Raw genomic sequence first — 19,873 nt, forward strand, 5'->3', positions numbered from 1 at the left:
GAGGGTCCGTTGGTACAGCTTATCGAAGCCTCCACAATTGGCTATCCCGCTTTCGGAGCGCGGCTGAAACGGTTGCGTCGATCGATCGGCTGCAAGCAATCTGCTTTGGCGGACCTGTTGAATGTAGATCAGACAACGATTTCCCGGTGGGAAAACAACGTCCAGATACCCGCGCCCGAATTGCAGACCAGTGTTTTTTCGGCGCTTGGCTCGATCAAAGCCGATGACGACGCACTGAAACGGCTGGTGGTGCGCTCGAAGGACTGTCTGCATCTTGTGGAGGAGGCCAGCCACAACTGCCTGGCGTATTCTGCAAGTCGCGCGAAAGATTGGAATACCAGTCAGAATGCGCTGTTGGGCGTGTCTTTGTGGCAATTCGCGACCGACGAGATCAGGCAGGCGGAACACGAGCTTCACGATAGCGGATGGTGGGATCTGCAACACCCCGAACCCAAAACATTCATAACCTCTGAGGCCCGGCACGACAGGATACGGATCAGCGCAGGTCAGATCACTTGGGAGCGCCTGTATCTGTCAGACGGAACGCCTGTTCGACTGGTCAGCGGCATGCGCCGGGTCTGCGCATAATTTATGCGTGTTGATACCGCGGCGAGGCTTGTAAGTAGTTTTCATGACTCATTCCGCGCGTGTTTTCCTTCAAGTTGTATTTCTTTGGCTCGCCGGGTTGGGCGCGGCGACCCAATTTGCCAAAATTGCTCTGCCCTTTAACGATGTCGCCCAGCTATACCCTGCTTTTACAACTTCGATCGGCTGGTTACTGTCGATCATCAGCCTGGTTGGCGCAGTGTTCGGAGCAGTGTCCGGTGCTGTCACGGGGCGGGTCGGACCGGTCAGGTTATTGATGTTCGGCTTGATCCTGGGCAGTGCGATATCGGTTTATCAGGCAACTATTCCCGGGTTCTACGCTTTGTTGACCAGCCGCGTGCTGGAGGGGCTGTCGCATCTGGCCATTGTTGTTGCGGCACCTACCTTGATTGCGCAAATCACCCAAGGCAAAGCTCGTAATGTCGCCATGGTCCTGTGGAGCAGTTTTTTCGGCGTCGCGTTCGCGCTTAATGCCTGGATGGGGTTGCCATTGGTCCAACATTTTGGCCTTTCGTTCTTTTTTGCTTCGCACGGTTGCTTGATGGCCGCGACCGCAGGGCTAATTGCGCTGCTTCGTCTGCAAGTCGATATGGGGCAGCCCGAGGCGAACCGATGGAACCTGGCGGCCTTCGTCAATATCCACGTACAAACCTATCGGTCTGCGTTCGTCGCCGCCCCGGCAATTGGGTGGTTCTTTTATACGCTGACCTTCGTGTCGCTACTGGCCATTCTACCCGGTCAGCTGCCAGAAAGTATCCGTGCGTCCGTCACGGGGCTTATGCCGCTGGCAGGGATCATGTTGTCATGGTTACTTGTCCCGCTTTTGATGAACTTTGTGTCCAGCGTAACAGTGATCATATTGGGGTTTGGTCTGGCAATTCTGGCGATCTCTGCGCTATTTTTTGGCGCTCCGTTGGCTGCTGTGTGTATCGCTCTGTTTGCCGTTTTGGGGCTGGTGCAGGGTGGAAGTTTTGCGGCGGTTCCGCAGCTTAATTCCTCAGCCGAGGACCAGGCGCTCAGCTACGGGGCAATGGCGCAGATGGGAAATGCGGGTAACTTGCTGGGTACCCCGATCTTGTTGGCGGTTCTTTGGCGATCAAATGAGGCGGTGATGTTGGCGGTAGTGATCGGGATCTACACCGTTGCCATTGTCTTGCATCTGTGGCTAGCGGCGCGGCGCAGGCAGGCAAGCACCGCTTGATACAGTCAGGTCTGACCCGGGGTGATGATCTGAAACGATCCGTCTTCGAATTTTACGAAACAAGATGACGGGTTCAGCGGTGGCAGAACAGTCGTGCGGGCAGGGGCGACCTGCGATTTGACGGCGTTTCGGCATGGCGGCAGGCTGACCGGGCGGAACCCTTTTGCAGCCATACATTGCGCCTCGACCGTGTTGCGTAGCCCCTGGTTCACATCCACGGTGTAAATCCGGCCGGGTTCCCACCAACCCGCCGAGCGATAGCAGTTTCCTTTACCATCGCAATAGGTGCGACCGGGCCAATAGACCGGTGGGCTCTGCCGGATCTGACTGGCGACCGGCGCATCTTTTAGGGCCTTAACCTGGCATTCCGTCGTCTCGGTCTGAAGTTTCGAGACACTTTCGCCCTCGCGATAATACAGCGATAACGGACCGCATGCGGACAGAACAAGCAGAGGGATCAGGAAAGCAGCTACTGTTTTCATACTGTTATCTTGCCTCAACCATCTGTTCATGACAATTCAATTGACCGCTTTGGGGCCATCTGTCATTCAAAGATTTCAGGCAGAAGGGCCAGAAACATGAAGGTCATCATTTGCGGCGCCGGTCAGGTCGGCTGGCAGATTGCGCGGCACCTGTCGAGTGAGTTGAATGACGTGACGGTGGTGGACAACAACCCCGACCTGGTGCGTCGCGCGATCGAAACGCTGGATGTACAGGGCATTGCGGGCTTTGCCAGCTACCCGGATGTGCTGGATCGGGCAGGGGCCCGGGATGCCGACATGATCATCGCCGCGACCCATTCCGATGAGGTGAACATGGTCACCTGTCAGATGGCGCATTCGGTCTTTTCGATTCAACGCAAGATCGCAAGGTTGCGGTCCAAATCCTATCTGGAAGCAATCCACTCGGATCTATATCGCCGGGATCATCTGCCCATCGATGTCGTGATCAGCCCGGAACGTGAGGTTGCCGCCGCCGCCATGCGCCGCCTGTCCGCGCCATCTGCCTTCGACACCGAGATTTTTATGGAAGGCAAGGCGCAGCTTCTGGGCATCCGTGTGGATGAAGACTGCCCGATCGTTAACACGCCGCTGCGGCAACTGACTGATCTGTTCTCGACACTCAGCTCAATCGTTGTGGGTGTGCGCCGCGAAGGCTCTCTGTTCGCGCCCGAGCCGGACGATCAGCTATTTACTGGCGACGAATGCTACGTCTTTACCAACGTCAAAGACGTTGATCGCACGATGGAAGTTTTTGGCAAGACGCAACGAAAACAGGACCGTGTCGTTATTGTCGGCGGTGGCAATGTCGGGCTTGAAGTCGCCCGGACGCTGGAAGAGCGCGAAAGCCGGGTGCGCGCCAAGATTATCGAGCGCGATCGAAAGTGCGCCGAAATCGCAGCCGAGGCCCTGGAGCGGACGATTGTCCTGAACGGCGATGGGCTGGATTCGGCTTTGCTGAGCGAAGCCGGAATCGATCGGGCCGACGCGATGCTGGCTGTCACCGACGATGACCGGACCAACATGCTTGCCGCTGTCCGCGCCAAGGGTGAGGGCTGCGCGCTGGCGATTGCCCTGATCAATGACCCCAGCATGGTGGCGCTGATGGGGCCGCTGGGGATCGACGCCTATATCAACCCGCGCGCTACCACTGTCAGCTCGATCTTGCGCCACATCCGACATGGCCGCGTGCGGCAGGTCTATTCCATCGGCGATGCCGAGGCCGAGGTGATCGAGGCCGAAGTTCTGTCGACCTCTCCCATGGCGGGTCAGAGGCTGCGCGATATCGATTTTCCGGAAGGTGTTCTAGTGGGGGCTGTGCGCAAAGGGGATGAAGTTCTGCGCCCGACCGGTAGCCTTCGGATCGATGAGAAGGACGTGGTGGCCATCTTTGCACTGGCCAAGGACGTACCCGAGGTGGAACGCCTTATGCAGGTTTCCATCGATTTCTTCTGATGTATCGGGCGCGCCACCAGAAACGTGTTGGGGTTATGCGGCGGTTGCCTCTGCTTTTGCTGATCTGGGGCGTGGCTTCGCTGGCGATGTGGATACCGGCAGCTTATGCGTTGTCACTGGATGATCACGATACCTCGCGCTCGTTCTTCTATTCGGGATTGTTAGGCATCTTTGTCGTGTCGCTGATCGCACTGGCGCTGATGAACCGCGAACCACGACGCGGCACGTTGGGCCAGCTGGCGGTGATGCTGTCGTCATTTACTGTCCTGCCGCTGTTCTTGGCGGTGCCGCTGCATGATGCGCTTGGCAATACCAGCTTCCTGAACGCCTATTTTGATATGGTCAGCGCGGTAACAACGACCGGTGCCGACCTGTTCCCCGACCCCGCACGCTTGACCGCGCCATTGCACTTGTGGCGGGCATTGGTCGGCTGGATGGGCGGTTTGCTGATGTGGATCGCGGCGGCGGCCATACTTGCACCCCTGTCTTTGGGAGGCTTCGAAGTCACTGCGCGCGGCCAGCCCGGGCGACCGGTGTCAGGTGTGGCGCAGAGTGAAAAGACAGACCCGCGCGGCCATCTAATCCGTGTGACCCGGGCATTGACCCCGGTCTATGCGGGGTTGACGGTTGTGATGTGGGTTCTGTTGCTGATTGCGGGTGAGCAGGGTTTGACAGCGGTTTGCCATGCGATGTCGGTTATGGCGACCTCGGGAATTTCCCCGGTGGGTGGTCTTGAAGGATCGACCGCGGGCTTCACGGGTGAGGCGATCCTGTTTCTGTTCCTTTTCTTTGCACTGTCCCGCCTGACATTTTCAACCGATACTGCGACCACAGGTTACGCCAGGTTGGACAAAGATCCTGAATTCAGGATCGGGTTGCTGATCGTTTTGGCGGTGGCGGCGCTGCTGTTCTTCCGGGTGCTGGCGGGTGTTGCCGAGCTTGGCCTTCAGATTGAGGCGTTTCAGGCGCTCAACGTCATCTGGGGCATGGTTTTTACGGTCATGTCCTTTTTGACCACAGCGGGTTTTGAAAGTGCCAACTGGAACGATGCTCAGCAGTTGTCCGGCCTGGGCACGCCCGGCCTGGTGCTGATGGGGCTTGCCCTGATCGGAGGGGGCGTGGCCACCACGGCCGGGGGTGTCAAGCTGCTGCGCGTCTATGCGTTGTATCTGAATGGCAAGCGCGAGATTGACCGGCTGATCTACCCGTCCTCGGTCAGCGGCGAGGGCGGCGGCAACCGGCGTATTCAAAGTGACGGTGCCTTCATTGCCTGGATATTCCTGATGATGTTCGCACTGACCCTTGGGCTGTTCGATGTCCTGTTGGCCGCGACCGGTGTGGGTTTTGAGCATGCGATGGTGCTGAGTGTCGCCGCGCTTAGTACAACCGGCCCGCTGATTGAGCTGGCAACAGACACTCCGATCCGCCTGATCGATCTGTCCGGCGGGGCCAAATTGACGCTGTGCGCGGCCATGATCATCGGGCGGCTTGAAACGCTTGCGATCATCGCTTTGATCACCCCAAATCTATGGCGTGATTAATTGGTCATCTGATCATTGCGTTACCGACTGATTTTTCATCTGGAATATCTGCGCGCGCCACGACATACTCACCCCGAGGGAGCGCGTTGGTCCGCAGCGCGTAGCAAGAACAACGGCGAGACAACAAAATATGGCTTCGGACAGACAGAATCTGCAGGACGCGTTCCTGAATAACGTACGGAAAGCAAAGGTCCCGGTCACGATTTTCCTGATCAATGGCGTAAAATTGCAGGGTGTGATCACCTGGTTTGATAATTTTTGCGTGCTGCTGCGCCGCGACGGACAGTCGCAGCTGGTCTACAAGCATGCGATTTCGACCATCATGCCATCGCAGCCGATCAGCCTGTATGAGGGCGAAGACGCTTCTTGATGGAACACGATAGGACGCGCACCCGGGCTTGGGTGCTGCATCCGGAAATCAAATCAGATGAACAGCGCCGTGTCCCGGAACCGGCGCTGGAAGAGGCGGTGGCACTGGCTGCCGCTTTGCCCGATCTTGATGTGGTCGGGTCGGAAATCGTACGCCTTCCGCGCGCTCAGGCCGGTTTGCTGTTCGGCAGCGGCAAGATTGAGGAGCTGGCCGAACGCCTCCACGACAATGAGATTGAGCTGGTTTTGATCGACGGGCCGGTGACCCCGGTGCAGCAGCGCAATCTGGAGAAGGCGTGGAAGGTTAAGATCCTCGATCGCACCGGGTTGATCCTCGAGATTTTCAGCGACCGCGCCCGCACCCGTGAAGGTGTTTTGCAGGTCGAGATGGCGGCTCTCAGTTATCAGCGCACGCGGCTGGTGCGGGCCTGGACCCACCTGGAACGTCAGCGGGGCGGCCTTGGATTTGTTGGCGGCCCCGGTGAAACCCAGATTGAGGCCGACCGCCGCGCCATTGATGAACAGTTGGTTCGCCTGCGCCGTCAGTTGCAGAAGGTGGTCAAGACCCGAACGTTGCATCGCGCCGCGCGGGCCAAGGTGCCGTATCCGATTGTTGCACTCGTGGGTTACACCAACGCCGGGAAATCTACTCTGTTCAATCGCCTGACTGGGGCCGAAGTGATGGCAAAGGACATGTTGTTCGCCACTCTGGACCCGACAATGCGCCGGGTCGAGCTGCCTGACGGCCCCGAGGTTATTCTATCGGATACGGTGGGTTTCATTTCGAACCTACCGACCGAGTTGGTCGCGGCCTTCCGCGCAACACTGGAGGAAGTGCTGGGCGCTGACCTGATCGTCCATGTCCGGGACATCAGCCATGAAGAGACAGAGGCTCAGGCGCAGGATGTCGAGACAATTCTTGCATCCCTCGGGGTCGATGGCGACCGGCCCCGGCTTGAGGTGTGGAACAAGATTGATCTGTTAAGCGACGACGAACGCGCCGCGTCATTGTCGCGGGCCGAGCGTGACCCGTCGATCTTTGCCATTTCGGCAATTACTGGTGAGGGGGTGGATCCCTTGCTTGCCGATATTGCCACCAAGTTGCAGGGCGTTCGTCACGAAGAAACCTTGAAGCTTGGCTTTGCAGAAGGTGATAAACGGGCTTGGCTGTATCGTCAGGATGTGGTTCGTTCTGAAGAGCAGGCCGAAGAAGGTTTTGTTATTTCGGTATTGTGGACGGATAAACAGGCTGCACAGTTCGCAGCTTTATGAAAGGTAACGAAAGGTAACGAGTATGGCTGAGGCCAAGGTTTTTTTACGCGGGCACATCATGGTGCCTGCAAATCGCGTTGCGCAGGTTCGGGCGGCTTTGCCAGACCACGTCGCCCTGACTCGGGCCGAACCCGGATGTTTGTCATTCGAAGTTGTCGAAGATGCAGATATCCCCGGTCGGTTCAATGTCAGCGAAGTCTTTGAAAATCGCGCGGCGTTCGATGCGCATCAGGCCCGGACCAAAGCCTCGGAGTGGTTTGAAGTGACTCAAGGTCTTTCGCGCGACTATTCGATCTCGTCGGAATAGTGTCAGATACCGTCGATCTGACGCTGATGGTCCTGAGCGTCGAACCAATCCTGTGACGAGATGATCTTTTGGTCTGGGGCCAACTCCCATTCCTCCCATCCCCGTGTGACTACGTGGTTGCCGGATTTCGCGTGATGCCCTTCCAGAGTCCAAACGAAAATGGCATGCGTTCCTGCCCAACGCATCATGTCGCAACGCAATTCAAAGTCTGAAAACTCGTCCCGAAACCGACGCGCGAACTCAGCGATGGCCGCTCGGCCGTTTTCTGGGGCACCACCGTTGACACTGATCTGGCCGTCATCGGTGAAAAACGCAGCCACCGCCTCGGCGTCGCCGGAACTCCACGCGATGGCGTAATCCCGCGCCAGATTGTTCATCTCGTCTCGAACGCTGCCCACGATTGTCCCCCTTGCCAAGCTCATCCGCTTTGACGGGGATGCTAGAATATCCGCCTGCCATGCGTCCACGTTGGTTGCCGCAGGCAGCAATTATCGGCGAAAATCCGAAGGTAAGAGATTATCGGGCAGGGATCAGCCTGGTCACCCCAACGGCGGCTGCGCGGGCCAGGTCCATGTCCAAGGACATCGGAATATACTCTCCTCTCCGCCAAAGCTGGGCCTGATCGTCGTAATAGCGTGATAGGAAGTGACCGGACTGGCCCGTCGCGGTGATAAAGACCGAACTGTCGGGATCAGCGAAATCGTAGACGCCACGATAGCCAGCACCGTGGACGTTCTGAAAGGGATCGGGCCCTTCACCCGAGGTTCGGCCACGCAGCAAGGTGTTGTCGCCGCCACTGGTGGACTGGCGGATGTTTACAAAGAATCTCAGCACCGGAACTTCACCCAGAACCGGATGGTCATGAGTGGCCTGATGCGCGTCACCCCAACGCAGCGATTCCAACGCGTCCCCATATCGTTCCGTAATCCAGATCAACGCGTCATCCAGCGCCAGCCGGGCCATATCGGTGCAGGTCTCAACGGGTGCGCTTTGACGAACGTCACACCAGACTGCGGCGCCATCGATGTCGCGATACACCCGTTCTATGAACAATGGTTCGACATGCTTGAACTCTGAAGCCAGCGGTCCAAGCTCGTCCGAAATGAGACGAATTTGCAGCGCCCGTAACCAAGCTGCATAGATCAGGGGTTCAGGCAGATGCTCATTCATTTCGCCGTTCCATTCCGCCAGCAGGTTTAACGCGGTCTGGCGTTGCCGTTCCAACGTGCCCTCTGGGGCGGATTCGCCCGTAAACCACAGATCGGCACCGATCAGCGGCAACAAAGAACGGGCGGTGAAGCTGACAGTATCCAATTGCGCTTCGATGAAGCTGTCGCGGGTGTGCACCTCGCGCGATTGCATCAGGCGTTCCCAGCGGTGGACGCGCTGCGTGTCTCCCCATTCATATGAGACATGTTTTGGGAAGGGACGGTCGATAATCTTATTGTTGGTGTTACCCAGAATGCCGCCCGCAGGCGCAACAAATTCAGGATTGTCCGCATAGGGTAATCGGCCTTGCCAGCGGTTGCGCTCTAACCAGCCCGGGGTCGGGATACGCCCCCGGCTTTGGTTGTTGAGGTCCCGTTCAGGCATCGCACCAATAAGTTTCAGCCCGATCGTATCCCTGTCGACCAAAGACAGGTTCTGGGACGGCGCGATATAGCTTTCCGCCGCCGCAATCGCCTGCCGAACGGTGTCGGAGTTCATCAACTGCATCGAGGCCGTCATTGATGTATCCTGCGGGCTCAGCGCGCTCCATGATAACGAGGCGACATGGCCGGGTGGAGTGATGGTCGCCAAATCGAAATCCGTGCCGGGCAGAACAGGGCCATTTTCGGTCCATCGCAGGGTCAGGGTGATCGGGGCCGAATCCTTGATTTCAATGATCGAAGGGCGGGAGAGGAACTTTTTGTACCCTTCCGGCGTCATGTATTCTTCGGGATTTTCTGGATTAAGACGCTCGATATGAACGTCCTGGTCGTCCAGATAAGACGACGTCAGACCCCAACCCAACCTGTCGCTGCGCCCGGCCATGACGGCAGGGACACCGGGGATGGTGGCCCCGATAACGCCGCCTTTCTCAAGTCCCAGATGGGCCAGATACCAAACGCCGGGCGCGGTAAAGCCCAAATGCGGGTCATTGGCCAGCAAGGTCCCGCCGCTGGCTGAGCGCGATGGCGCGGCGGACCATGCGTTGGACGCGCCGGCAAGGCCGCGGGGGGACAAGGGCGACAAGGGCGAATCCGGCAAAACGACACCTGCGGCGTATCGCGGAACATTTGGAAACAGCGCGGCATATTCGGGCAGGGCCGCAATGCCCGGCCCAGGCACGTCCGGCAAAATGTCAACCAGCCGGGCCGGATCGTTCAACATCAACGAGGTTCGGGCGCGCAGTACCTCATCCTGCAAATGACCAGACAATTGCAAAGCCATAAGTTTGATCACCGCCAGACTGTCGCCGGGTTGCCAGGGTGAAACGGGGGCATTGAACAGAAACATCTCGGGCGCGCCGCGACCCAGGGCGGCCTCGTTGATCTCATCCAGACGTGAGTTCACGCCGGCGGCATAGGCCCGCAAGGCAGCCTTGGTATAGTCATCCTGGGCGTCGACGGACCGATGTGCCAAACCGTACAGATCGAACCGGCGCAGCAATTTGTCGATATGCACGGTGCGCTGGCCGAAAACTTCAGACAGGCGTCCCTGAGCCGTGCGGCGCAAAACCGTCATCTGCCACAGCCTGTCCTGTGCATGGGCATAGCCCAGACCAAAAAACACATCCGGGTCGGAACTTCCAAGGATATGCGGTACGTTCGCGGTGTCGCGTACAATCTCGACCGGAGCGTTTAAGCCATTGACGTCAAGCGTTTGGTTGTATTCCGGCAGGGACTGGCTGGCCAGGAAATAGACCAACCCGATGGCCGCCAGCACCAACATGACCAGCGCCGTGGTAATCCGAACAAGCCACCGAAAAATCACACCCATTTACGCCCCACAAATCCATTCGGCTTTTGTTGGCAGCGACACTAGTAGAACCCCGGCCCGACCGAAAGAGGATTGCTGCGTCAACAACCCAGAAAACCCCCCTCAAGTCTGACCCCCGTCACAGAATGCAACAGGGGTCAGCCGAGGGGGGACTTTGATCTTCAGGGGATAATGCGGGTGTATTTCGTGCCTTCGACCGTGGCCCCGAATTTCAGCCCGGCCTGTCCGAAGACGGCCGCCAGAACAGGTTTGCGCAATTGTGTCGTGTCGGTTGATAACGAGTCGCCGGTTGCATCAACCACGTAGCCAATATCGGCACCAGCGGTCCAACCGCTGGAGCGTCGGAAATCGTTCAGCGCGTCTTCGGTCATGAAAAACAGAACATGGGCGTATTGCTGTGCTCCGATTTGCAGGCCAGCGCTGCCGGATACGGCGGAATAATAATCGACGGTCGCGCCCTGAATGCGCAACGCACCCTGGCCATAGGCGCCACCAAAGATGAAACCGGCCTCGGTGATCAGCGGCATCACCAGCATGCCATTGGCTTTATTGGCGATTTCCACGGTGTTGGGGTACTTGCTGTACATTTCGTTCAGCGTCGCATCGACGCGGGCATCAATCGTTGCCGCGTTGGTATTGCCGACACCGTTGCCGCACGCTGCGGTCAGGGTCAGCCCGGCCATGCCAAAAGCAAAGCCGCGACGGCTCAGTCGGGGGGTGTTGGAACTGCTCATGTTTCCTGTCTCTGTAAGTATGCCTGAATTGCCGGGTGTTCCCGATCTTATGTGCAAGAATACGCCGATTGGCGGGACATGTCACGGAAAAGCTAATCCGATGGGCCCTGCAATCGGCGAAAAATTGCGAAATGGCAGGGTTTTAGCCTTGCAGTAGACGCGCGACCTGCGGCGCAAAATATGTCAGGATGCCGTCGCATCCGGCACGTTTGAACGCCAACAGGCTTTCCAGCATAACCTTTTCCCCATCGATCCAGCCGTTCTGCGCCGCCGCCTGGATCATCGCGTATTCACCTGAGACCTGATAGGCATATGTTGGCGCGCCAAACGTGTCTTTGACCCTTCGGCAGATATCCAGGTACGGCAGGCCTGGCTTGATCATAACCATGTCGGCGCCTTCGGTCAGGTCGCGCTGGATCAAACGCAGGGCCTCATCCGAGTTGGCCGGGTCCATCTGATAGGTCTTCTTGTCTCCGGTCAGCGCGCCGGATGCGCCGACCGCGTCGCGGAACGGGCCGTAGTATGCGCTTGCGTATTTGGCGGCGTAACTGAGGATCATCACATTATGGTGCCCTGCGGCCTCGAGCGCCCGGCGCATTGCGCCGATCCGCCCGTCCATCATGTCCGAGGGGCCAATAATGTCCGCCCCGGCTTCGGCCTGGGCGAGCGTCATCTTGACCAGCGCCTCGACGGTTTGATCGTTGACGATCTCACCATCGACGACATAGCCGTCATGGCCGTTGATGTTGTAGGGGTCCAGCGCCACATCCGTCATCACCGCAATATCCGGGGCTGCGGCCTTGATCGCTCGGATGGCGCGGTTGGACAGGTTGTCCGGGTTCCAGGCTTCTGCGCAGTCTTCGGTCTTTAGGGACGGGTCGGTATAGGGAAAGATGCAGATTGCGGGAATACCCATCGCCTGCGCTTCGACCGCAGCCTTTGCGATCTGATCAACCGAGCGGCGCATGACGCCCGGCATGGACGGCACGGGTTCTTCCACCCCGTCACCATCGCGCACAAAGACCGGCCAGATCAGGTCATCGGTGGTCAAATTGTTCTCTCGCACCAACCCGCGGATTGCCTCGGATTGACGCGCCCGGCGAAACCGGGTCAGAGGGTGTGGGGCGATGGTCGGTTTCATTGCGCACTCTCCTTGAACAATTGCGCATTGGGTGGCATGAATTTGCCGAGGTCTCAAGGGTACCAATAGACGCGTCGGCGTGGTGACAGGCCCCAAAGACAGGAAACAAGGGGCTGGTGCTTGGATTTATACTCTTCAATCTTTGAACTTATTGATATGCGCAGCTTTTCGAATCTGTGGTATTGGATCGGACTGGCCGTATTGTGGTCAACCGCAAGCCATTGGGCGATGGGTGTACCATACGATCTGGTGGTAAGGGCACGCAGGGTCGGCGGTCAGACTGAACAGGATCTGCTGGACATCGTCCGTATCAATTCAAACAGGCTGCTCTATATCGTGGATGCGTCCGGTCTGGTGATTATGGCGCTGTGCTGTTTCATCTTTACCGGGCTGGCGACGATGGGGTTCTATTACGGTCTTGAATTCGCTCAGGCGGTTTTCCTGCTTCTGGGTCCCTTGTGTTTTGTGGCTTTGGTGAATATTTCGGCGGCCCGACGACTGAAACGGCAAGAACCGAAACTAGAGGTCGTATCGAAAGTCCTGACACGCTGCCGGGTCTATACCCAGATCATCGGCATGATTTCGATATTGATCACATCGCTTTGGGGAATGTACCAGAATTTTTCGATCGGCGTTCTGGGCTGGTAACAATGATAAGGACAAGGCGATGCAGGCTCCGAACCACGTGACAGTCGGCGGCGCCCCCGAGGGGTATGACGCGCAGCTTGTCCTGAACGAGATCGCCCGTTCCGGCGGTCCGGTTGTTCATGTGGCCCGCGATGACAAGCGAATGGAGGCGATGCGTGCTGCGTTGGCCTTCTTTGCGCCAGACATGCCGGTTTTTGTCTTTCCGGGCTGGGATTGTTTGCCCTATGACCGCGTTTCGCCCAACGCGGACATCGCGGCGACCCGTGTGGCGACTCTGGCGGCGTTGGTGCATCAGATGCCAGCACAATTCGTTCTGCTGACCACGCTGAACGCTGCAACTCAACGGGTTCCTGCCCGAGAGGTCTTGCGCGAAGCTGCATTCACTGCCCGTGTCGACCACCGTGTTGACGAAGGCATGTTGCGCAAGTTTCTGGTGCGCATGGGGTTTACGCAAAGCCCCACCGTGATGGAACCCGGTGACTATGCTATCCGTGGTGGGATCATCGACATCTTTCCACCGGGCGAATCCGGCCCGGTGCGACTGGACCTGTTCGGAGATGTACTTGACGGCGCGCGCCGGTTCGATCCCGTCTCACAACGGACGACCGAGAAGCTGGAGGTCGTGGAACTCGCCCCGGTTTCCGAGGTCATTCTGGATGACGCTGCCATCACCCGTTTCCGCCAAAACTACCGTATCGAGTTCGGTGCGGCTGGGACCGACGATCCGCTGTACGAGGCTGTCAGCGCGGGGCGTAAACATAAGGGCATCGAACATTGGCTGCCGTTCTTCCACGAGAAGCTGGAAACGTTGTTTGATTATCTGCCGGGGGCGACGGTATCTCTGGACGATCAGATTACACCTGCGCGGTTGGCGCGCTGGGATACTATTGCGGATCAGTATGAAACGCGAAAGCTGGCTTTGGAAAACCGCTCGCGCATGGATACGGTCTACAAGCCGGCGCCGCCCGGATTGCTTTACCTTGATGACGCCGCGTGGGAGCAGGCAGTGAGCGACCTTCGGGTGCTGCAATTCAGCCCACTGCCACAGGCCAGCGGTCCCGGCGTGATTGATGCGGGCGGACGGATCGGGCGCAACTTTGCTCCGGAACGGCAGCAGGAAAGCATAAGTTTGTTTGGCGCACTGGCCAGCCATATTACGGACAAGATGGCCAAAGGGCCGGTGCTGATTGCGTCTTATTCCGAAGGTGCGCGCGAACGTCTGACAGGGTTGATCGAAGACGAAGGATTGGCCGAAGCGATCCCTGTTTCTGACGGCACCCGCGTTGGCAAGCGGGGTCTGCATCTGGCCGTATGGGCGCTGGAGCATGGTTTCGAGACACCCGATTTGACGGTGATCGCCGAACAGGACGTGCTGGGCGACCGATTGATCCGCCAGCCCAAAAAACGCCGCAAGGCCGAGAATTTCCTGACCGAGACTCAGTCCCTCAGCCCCGGTGATCTTGTGGTGCATGTGGATCACGGCATCGGGCGCTATCAGGGGATGGAGGTCGTCACCGCCGCCGGGGCCGCGCATGAATGCCTGTTGCTGGAATATGCCGAGCATTCAAAGCTGTATCTGCCGGTCGAAAACATCGAATTGCTGTCAAAATACGGCCACGACGAAGGGCTTCTGGACCGTCTGGGCGGCGGCGCATGGCAAGCCAAGAAAGCCAAGCTGAAAGAGCGCATCCGCGAGATGGCGGACAAGCTGATCCGCATCGCTGCCGAACGCGCCCTGCGCAAGGCTCCGGTCATGGACCCGCCGCCGCATGCGTGGGAGGAGTTCAGCGCGCGCTTTCCGTATCTGGAGACCGAGGACCAGCTACGGGCGATCTCGGAAGTTATGGAGGACATGCATTCCGGCGCGCCGATGGATCGTCTGATTTGCGGCGATGTGGGGTTCGGCAAGACCGAGGTCGCCATGCGTGCCGCCTTTGTGGCGGCAATGTCGGGCGTACAGGTCGCGGTGATTGCCCCAACCACGTTGCTGGCGCGTCAGCACGCGGCGTCGTTCAAGGAACGTTTCCGGGGTTTCCCTTTAGAGGTCCGGCAGCTCTCGCGCTTTGTGTCGGCGAAAGAGGCGCGACAAACCCGCGACGGGCTGGCGCGTGGCACGGTGGATATCGTGATCGGCACCCATGCTTTGCTGGCCAAGGGGATCCGGTTCCAGAACCTGGGTCTGCTGATCATCGATGAAGAACAACATTTCGGCGTCGGTCACAAAGAACGGCTGAAACAGCTGCGCTCGGACGTGCATGTCCTGACCCTGACTGCCACACCGATCCCTCGGACGCTGCAATTGTCGCTGACCGGTGTGCGCGATTTGTCTATCATTGGCACTCCGCCCATCGACCGTCTGGCGATACGTACTTATGTCAGCGAGTTCGATGCGGTCACCATCCGCGAGGCTCTGCTGCGCGAACATTACCGCGGCGGACAAAGTTTCTATGTGGTCCCGCGCATCTCGGACCTGCCCGAGATCGAGGAATTTCTGAAAGAGCAATTGCCAGAACTGACCTATGTGGTCGCGCACGGGCAGATGGCCGCAGGTGAGCTCGATGACCGGATGAACGCTTTTTATGATGGCAGGTACGATGTGCTGCTGGCCACCACGATTGTGGAAAGCGGTCTGGATATCCCGACCGCGAATACGATGGTCGTGCACCGGGCTGACATGTTCGGCCTTGCGCAGCTTTATCAGATACGGGGCCGGGTGGGGCGATCCAAGACCCGAGCCTATGCCTATCTGACCACCAAGCCGCGCGCCCGGCTGACCGCCACGGCCGAAAAACGCCTGCGTGTTCTGGGATCTCTCGATACGCTTGGGGCAGGGTTTACGCTGGCGTCACAGGATTTGGACATCCGCGGCGCAGGCAATCTGCTGGGCGAGGAGCAATCGGGCCAGATGCGCGATGTGGGCTATGAGCTTTACCAGTCGATGCTGGAAGAGGCGATTGCCAAGATCAAAGCCGGTGAGATGGAGGGTCTCAGCGATGCCGACGACCAGTGGGCACCTCAGATCAATCTGGGCGTGCCGGTTCTTATCCCCGAGGATTACGTGCCAGATCTGGATGTGCGCTTGGGTCTTTATCGCCGTCTGTCATCCCTGTCGACCAAAGTCGAATTGGAAGGCTTTGCCGCTGAACTCATCGATCGCTTTGGGACGTTGCCGAAAGAGGTCAATACGCTAATGCTGGTCGTGCGCATCAAGGCGATGTGCAAACGGGCCGGGATCGCCAAGCTGGACGGTGGCCCGAAGGGGGCAACGATCCAATTTCACAACGACAAGTTTGCCTCTCCCGAGGGGTTGGTGGAATTCATCCAAAACCAACGCGGGTTGGCCAAGGTCAAAGACAACAAGATCGTTGTGCGCCGCGATTGGAAGAAAGACAGCGACAAGATCAAGGGCGCGTTCGCGATTGCCCGAGATTTGGCCGAGAAGGTGTTGGCCAAAAAGAAAAAGGCAAAAGCCTAGTCGCCCGTCACAAAGGTGCAAATCTGCCAGTCGCCGCCGTCGGATTTCACCAACGCGGCGCGGTATCCGACCATGGACCATAAGTAATCCCGGTGCATGTAGCCTGTCGTGCCATCGGTGAGCCAGATTTTCTGGTATTCGTGTTCAGGAAGGTAGTCGGGAACGATCACCACTTCGTGGCTGATCAACTCGGTCAAAGCGCCGTCGCGGGATGGCGACTGACGCAGGGAGACGTTTTCCCCCATCACAAAAAAGGCTGTGAACGGGTCCAGCGAAGCGGGCAAGGTGATTTTCCAGGGATGTGGCATCCAGAATTCACCTTGCTCGTCGAAATATCCAGGCTGGGACAGCGTTGTTTCCAAATCGGTCCAGTAAGATTCCCGCAGGTCGACGGCTTCGTGGCGAAACTCTTCGTCCAGGGTTTCAGGAGGGACTGTCAGGTTCAGGCGAAACTCCTTGGGGCCACCTGCGGTGCCGTGACTCAGGTAGATATCCGGGCAGGCCGAGGCGACCAGGAATTCGGTATCGCGGGCGGCGATCCTTTCCAGAAGCGTGGCGCGAAATTCGGCCAGCGACGGGTCACGATCAGCTTGGTCGATGGGTGGAAAGCTCTGTCGTTGGGCCAGTACGGGGTTGCAGACCAACGTGGCCAGCAAAAAGCAGATCAGTTTCATTCAGCGGCCCTCATTGCCGCTTGTGCGCAGAAACAGGATGCCCCAACCGCACGATCTGCCCGAGCCAGTGCAAGGTCCAGCCTTTGCTTTATCATTTTGATTTCAACAGTTTCGCCGCGCGCCTTCAGGCAGTCATGCAGGCCCTTAAGGCTCCAGACATTGTCCGGGTGGATGGACGCACGGCTCAGATTGCCGCCTAGTCCCAGATCTTCACGATAGGCTGCCTCGGCTTCGTCAACGTGGCCCTGTTCGAACAGCAATGCCCCCAGAGCGTGACGGGTTGGTTGCATCCAGCCCCACGGCTCGTCATAGGGCAAGGTATCGTCCAGTTCGACCGAACGGCGCAGATGCGCGAAGGCAAGCTCAAAGTTACCCTTGCGGTACTCGATTTCACCACGCAGCATTTCACTTGCGATTTCAAGCAGATCGATAACGCGGTTATTGTGCAACCTGCGAGTTTCCGGAACACAGGTTTTGGCAGCTTGAAACAGGCTCTCTTCGGCTTCCGCCTCGGCCACTTGGCCGGTTGCGGCATAGGCGATTGCCCGGGCGTAATGGATGGTTGCCGTCAGCGTGCGATACAGGTCAGGGTCTTCGGGAAGTTCCAGCGCTTTAGCCTCCTCCCACCGGCCAAAGCGGATCAGGATATGCGGGCCCATGGACATGTAGCTTTCAAAGTAATCTGCCATGGGCGGGCTTTCGATGCGCAACATATCCTCGGGTGTCGTGTCCCACAGCCCCTGGTTGGCCTGCAGGGCCGGTTCCATCTGGCCCAGAAACAACGCGCCGTAGATGGCAAAATGGTAGTTGTGTTGCCGATACCCGGTGTAAATGTTGAACGCGCCTTCACGTTCGTAATACATCAGGTCGGCTTCGGTCGCCTTTTCGTTCCAATGAACGACGTTCTGGTAGTGGCCGCACAGCACATCGATATGGGTTGGCATATGCACAAGATGACCTGCATCGGGAACCAGAGTGCGCAGGACATCCCCGGCTTTCAGAGCCTTTTCGGGCGTCGGTGACATTTCCATCAGATGGACATAGAGGTGCAGGAGGCCGGGATGCGACATGGCCTTGGCCTCGTTGGCCATGGCCCATTCGAGAACGTCCTGCGCCTCCAGCGTGGCTGCCCCTTCGGCGGGTTGCCCGGTTTTCAGGTCCCACATCTGCCATGGTGTCAGGTTCAGCAGGGATTCGACGTAGATCGTGCGCAGGTCCAGATGGTCGGGCTGCTCGGCAAAGGCTGCGCGCATGGCGTCGGCATAGTCGTAGTCCCAGGCGTGCATGTCAGGGATCGGGTCACGCTGCGGATAGCGCGCGGGCAGGGCGCGGATCAGGGCCCGTTCAACCGGTGTGCATTGATCCAGCAAGGCCATCGCCTTTTGCGTCGCGTCATAGGCCAGCGCCAGCGCCTTTATCTGCCCTTGTTCGTCGCGCAGGTCCCACGGAAGATTGTAGTTTGGGCCTGCGGCATAGGCCACGCCCCAATGGGCCATTGCGCAGCTTGGGTCGTGCTCAGCCGCACGCTGGAAACACATGACCGCTTCGTCATGGTTGTAACCGTAGGTCCAGGCAAGGCCCCGATCGAACCACAGCTGAGCATCGGCCGATGATGTTGTTACCGCACAGGAATACGTGCCGAGGTCATAATCATAGCTCATGGAAACTCTCCCCTCGAATTGAGGGAAGGTTAACGTGTTTCGTCCGGGCTGGACAGATCAGGCAGGCACTCGATTTTCGATCCGGCCCATATGCAGCATGAAACCGAATGCCAAAATGCACATTGCCAGAACACCTGTTGTCAGCGGCGTGATCGAGCCATCGAACAACAGGCCCACAGGTGCAGCGATCGCAGCCGCCAGAACGGTGGAAATCGATCCGATGACCGAGGCCGCCATACCGGCAATATGGCCCATCGGTTCCATTGCGATAGCGTTCAGGTTGCCCATCGTTACTCCGGCCATAAAGAACACGGTGGTTTGCCAGAAGACGAACAATGCGAAGCCCCCTTGCGGCGACAGGTTGGTCATGTGCAGAACGATGACACCCGATGTGATCAATATCTGCGCCCCCAGCGCCCAGGTCACGATCCGGCGCATGCCCACACGCACCACAATAGCGGCGTTCAACAGGCTGGCAGAACCGGAGACAATGGCAACAACAGCGAACCAGAACGGAAAGCTATCTGCCCGGTCGTGGATCACGTCATAGACCGGCTGTACCATTGTCAGCATGGTAAAAAGCATACCCATGCAAAGGGTCTGAACCAGAATCGACAGTCGAACTGTCGGATGGGCAAACATTTCCTGCGCAGCCGCGACCATCAAAGGCAGCCGGAACGGGCGGCGGTTTTCAACGGGCAGGGATTCCGGCAGTCGCGCGGCCATCCACAAGACGATGATCAGTGCAAACAAAATGAAGGCCACAAAAATTCCGCGCCAGCCTACCAACGCGATCACACCTGCGCCCAGCATCGGCGCGGCGGCTGGAACCAGCGTAAAGATCATCATCGCAATGGACACGATCCGCGCCATTTCCCGACCTGCATAAAGGTCACGTATGATGGCCATGGCGACCACCCGCGGACCGGCAGCACCAAGCCCTTGTACCACGCGAGCAGCCAGAACAAGTTCGAGTGAGGAACTGGCCCAGGCCACGGCTGAGGCCAGAATATACAGACTCACACCGCCATAAATCACCGGCTTGCGCCCGACCGCGTCTGAAATCGGTCCGGTGAAGAATGTGCCGATCCCCATGCCCAAAACAAATGAGGTCAGGATCAGCTGCGCCTTGTTCAGATCATCCGGGCTCAGCTGTGCGCCGATCTCGGGCAGCGCGGGCAGCATGGAATCAATCGAAAAGGCAATAGTCGCGAACATCATCGCGATCAGGGCGATGAACTCGCCCCGTGACATGCGGTTGGACATTGGGGACTCCTTCCCAATTGCGCTATCACGGCGGGGCAGGT

General features: G+C 58.3%; 17 protein-coding genes. 9 read left to right on the forward strand and 8 right to left on the reverse strand.

The genetic code is table 11. From position 1 onward, the window contains the following. The first annotated feature begins 9 nt into the window (after positions 1-9). On the forward strand, positions 10-588 hold the full coding sequence (locus ACP0GE_RS19195; RefSeq protein ID WP_424833504.1) for a helix-turn-helix domain-containing protein: 579 nt from the start codon (positions 10-12) through the stop codon (positions 586-588). Positions 589-631: 43 nt separating this feature from the next. After that, positions 632-1,807, forward strand: a complete 1,176-nt coding sequence (locus tag ACP0GE_RS19200; RefSeq protein WP_424833505.1) for an MFS transporter — start codon at positions 632-634, stop codon at positions 1,805-1,807. Between the two features lie 5 nt (positions 1,808-1,812). On the opposite strand, the gene ACP0GE_RS19205 is transcribed toward ACP0GE_RS19200, so the two are convergent. After that, positions 1,813-2,289 carry a hypothetical protein gene (locus ACP0GE_RS19205; protein ID WP_424833506.1) on the reverse strand — a complete coding sequence of 159 codons (477 nt, stop codon included), beginning with the start codon at positions 2,287-2,289 and terminating at the stop codon, positions 1,813-1,815. A 96-nt stretch (positions 2,290-2,385) separates the two neighbouring features. Between ACP0GE_RS19205 and trkA the strand changes: the two genes are divergently transcribed. The 5 genes from trkA (at position 2,386) to ACP0GE_RS19230 (ending at position 7,251) form a co-directional block, all read left to right on the forward strand. After that, positions 2,386-3,762 (forward strand): Trk system potassium transporter TrkA, encoded by a 1,377-nt coding sequence (trkA, locus tag ACP0GE_RS19210; protein WP_424833507.1) that lies wholly within the window; start codon positions 2,386-2,388, stop codon positions 3,760-3,762. Further along, positions 3,762-5,303, forward strand: coding sequence for a TrkH family potassium uptake protein (locus ACP0GE_RS19215; protein WP_424833508.1), 1,542 nt, complete (start codon positions 3,762-3,764; stop codon positions 5,301-5,303). The genes trkA and ACP0GE_RS19215 overlap by 1 nt, the downstream gene beginning before the upstream one ends. Before the next feature lie 130 nt (positions 5,304-5,433). Beyond that, positions 5,434-5,673 carry an RNA chaperone Hfq gene (gene hfq / locus ACP0GE_RS19220; protein ID WP_010440340.1) on the forward strand — a complete coding sequence of 80 codons (240 nt, stop codon included), beginning with the start codon at positions 5,434-5,436 and terminating at the stop codon, positions 5,671-5,673. Beyond that, positions 5,673-6,944, forward strand: coding sequence for a GTPase HflX (gene hflX / locus ACP0GE_RS19225; RefSeq protein WP_424833509.1), 1,272 nt, complete (start codon positions 5,673-5,675; stop codon positions 6,942-6,944). The genes hfq and hflX overlap by 1 nt, the downstream gene beginning before the upstream one ends. Before the next feature lie 22 nt (positions 6,945-6,966). Then, a complete protein-coding gene (locus ACP0GE_RS19230) occupies positions 6,967-7,251 on the forward strand; it encodes a putative quinol monooxygenase (protein WP_424833510.1) in 285 nt (94 codons plus the stop codon). 2 nt (positions 7,252-7,253) lie between these two features. Here ACP0GE_RS19230 and ACP0GE_RS19235 read toward each other — a convergent pair whose 3' ends face one another. The 4 genes from ACP0GE_RS19235 to hemB all read right to left on the reverse strand — a co-directional run bounded on the left by ACP0GE_RS19235 (position 7,254) and on the right by hemB (position 12,108). Beyond that, positions 7,254-7,649, reverse strand: coding sequence for a nuclear transport factor 2 family protein (locus ACP0GE_RS19235; RefSeq protein ID WP_424833511.1), 396 nt, complete (start codon positions 7,647-7,649; stop codon positions 7,254-7,256). A gap of 118 nt (positions 7,650-7,767) precedes the next feature. Further along, positions 7,768-10,233, reverse strand: coding sequence for a penicillin acylase family protein (locus tag ACP0GE_RS19240; RefSeq protein WP_424833512.1), 2,466 nt, complete (start codon positions 10,231-10,233; stop codon positions 7,768-7,770). A 161-nt stretch (positions 10,234-10,394) separates the two neighbouring features. Continuing rightward, positions 10,395-10,967: a YSC84-related protein gene (locus ACP0GE_RS19245; RefSeq protein WP_424833513.1), complete on the reverse strand. Its 573-nt coding sequence runs from the start codon at positions 10,965-10,967 to the stop codon at positions 10,395-10,397. 142 nt (positions 10,968-11,109) lie between these two features. Then, positions 11,110-12,108: a porphobilinogen synthase gene (hemB, locus tag ACP0GE_RS19250; protein ID WP_424833514.1), complete on the reverse strand. Its 999-nt coding sequence runs from the start codon at positions 12,106-12,108 to the stop codon at positions 11,110-11,112. A gap of 120 nt (positions 12,109-12,228) precedes the next feature. Here hemB and ACP0GE_RS19255 point away from each other — a divergent pair, with 120 nt between their 5' ends. Continuing rightward, the gene (locus ACP0GE_RS19255) at positions 12,229-12,756 is read left to right on the forward strand and encodes a component of SufBCD complex (RefSeq protein ID WP_424833515.1); all 528 of its coding nucleotides are present in this window, start codon (positions 12,229-12,231) and stop codon (positions 12,754-12,756) included. A gap of 19 nt (positions 12,757-12,775) precedes the next feature. Beyond that, a complete protein-coding gene (gene mfd, locus ACP0GE_RS19260) occupies positions 12,776-16,231 on the forward strand; it encodes a transcription-repair coupling factor (RefSeq protein ID WP_424833516.1) in 3,456 nt (1,151 codons plus the stop codon). Here the strand turns inward: mfd and ACP0GE_RS19265 are convergent. The 3 genes from ACP0GE_RS19265 to ACP0GE_RS19275 are packed head-to-tail and all read right to left on the reverse strand — an operon-like array spanning position 16,228 to position 19,832. After that, a complete protein-coding gene (locus ACP0GE_RS19265; protein WP_424833517.1) occupies positions 16,228-16,905 on the reverse strand; it encodes an SH3 domain-containing protein in 678 nt (225 codons plus the stop codon). The genes mfd and ACP0GE_RS19265 overlap by 4 nt on opposite strands. Further along, a complete protein-coding gene (locus ACP0GE_RS19270; protein WP_424833518.1) occupies positions 16,902-18,566 on the reverse strand; it encodes a hypothetical protein in 1,665 nt (554 codons plus the stop codon). Before ACP0GE_RS19270 ends, ACP0GE_RS19265 begins: the two co-directional genes overlap by 4 nt. A 57-nt stretch (positions 18,567-18,623) precedes the next feature. Beyond that, positions 18,624-19,832: a multidrug effflux MFS transporter gene (locus ACP0GE_RS19275; RefSeq protein ID WP_424833519.1), complete on the reverse strand. Its 1,209-nt coding sequence runs from the start codon at positions 19,830-19,832 to the stop codon at positions 18,624-18,626. Positions 19,833-19,873 lie beyond the last annotated feature (41 nt).

Origin of the sequence: Ruegeria sp. (genome assembly GCF_965243365.1) — a bacterium.
Lineage (GTDB): Bacteria > Pseudomonadota > Alphaproteobacteria > Rhodobacterales > Rhodobacteraceae > Ruegeria.